The organism is Burkholderia sp. AcTa6-5 (genome assembly GCF_017815075.1).
Classification (GTDB): domain Bacteria; phylum Pseudomonadota; class Gammaproteobacteria; order Burkholderiales; family Burkholderiaceae; genus Burkholderia; species Burkholderia sola.
The window spans coordinates 1-1,318 of the sequence record NZ_JAGIQE010000066.1; the positions used below are offsets into that span (position 1 = coordinate 1).

The window sequence follows — 1,318 nt, forward strand, 5'->3', positions numbered from 1 at the left end:
CTGATTAAATGGATTTCGTATGCGATTAGCCGTCGAGGTGCCGATAGATCGTCGTGGCTGCCCCGCTGGCGAGCGGGATTGCTGGTGCGTTGCTGCGCGACGGCCGCGCTGCTCGGGCGGCTCATTGCATCGCTCCTTGCGGTACCACCGTCAGCATTCGAGCCATTCGGGTCAGGTTACTCGCCAGCATCGTCAACTTGATGTGCTGGTCGACCCGTTTGATGCCGCGATACACGGTCTGTCGAATCCTGCCGACAGTCTTGCCCCAGCCGAAGTGCTCTTCGATGCGTTTGCGCTTCACCTGACTGATGCCGTAGCCGGCGTGCCGCGAGGTACGGCCGTCGATCGCGCTGCCGCCTTGATGCGTGTCATTGCGCGCGACGTGCGGCGTCACCTTGCGCGCACGGCAGTCCCGCACGAAGTCGCGCATGTCATAGCCCTTGTCGGCGCCGAGCGTCTTGGTATGACGACCGGGCACGCAATCGAGCAGGCGCAATGCATTGGCGCGTTCGGCGAAGCCGTCGGCATGGCTCACCACGGCGCCGACCACCAAGCCCGAACGGTTCTCCATCAGGATGTGACCGTGGTAGCACAGGATGGACGGCGTGCCTTTGCTCTTCTTGAACAGCCGGGCGTCCGGATCCGTGCTCGACTCGTGCGTGTCGTTGCTGCGCCGTTTGCCTTTCCAGTCCGTGTCGGCATTACGTCCGCCGCCGGCCGGCGGATCGTCCGAGCCGTCCTTGGGACGGAAGCTCTTGTGACTGGCCCACGCCTGGATCAGCGTGCCATCGACCGAGAAGTGCTCTCTGGACAGCAACCCTTGCTTGTCCGCCAAGCTCATGACTTCGGTAAAGAACGCCTCGATCACTTCATGCTCAAGCAGCCGGTCACGGTTCTTCGAGAATACCGAGTGGTCCCAGACGGCGTCTTCGATGGCCACGCCGACGAACCAGCGAAACAGCAGGTTGTAGCGCATCTGCTCCATCAGCATGCGCTCGCTGCGCACCGAGTAAAACACCTGCAGCAGCAACGCACGCAGCAGCTTCTCCGGCGCAATCGAGGCGCGACCGCTGTCCGCATAGATCGTGCCGAACAGCCCGTTGAGCCGCTTCAACGCCTGATTGACCAGCAGTCGAAGTGGCCGCAACGGGTGATCGGCCGGCACGAAGTCTTCCAGCTTCACCGTCGTGAACAGCGGTTCTTGCATCTCGTCCATTCCACGCATCGGCTTATCCGCTCAAGGTCATGAACACGATATCTCTAACGCACCGCCCGCAAAGCCCGTTTACACCGTTCCCAAATTCAACAGCCTGCTAGG

Annotated in this window: 1 protein-coding gene; it reads right to left on the minus strand. The window is 61.8% G+C overall.

Going from position 1 to position 1,318, the window contains the following annotated elements; translation table 11 throughout:
* Positions 1-121: 121 nt before the first annotated feature.
* The gene (locus J8I33_RS34210) at positions 122-1,216 is read right to left on the minus strand and encodes an IS5 family transposase (protein ID WP_209939997.1); all 1,095 of its coding nucleotides are present in this window, start codon (positions 1,214-1,216) and stop codon (positions 122-124) included.
* Positions 1,217-1,318 lie beyond the last annotated feature (102 nt).

What these genes read in the sequence shown, in the direction of transcription:
- J8I33_RS34210 (WP_209939997.1), bottom strand. Translation starts at nt 1,216, where the DNA reads ATGGACGAGATGCAAGAACCGCTGTTCACGACGGTGAAGCTGGAAGAC.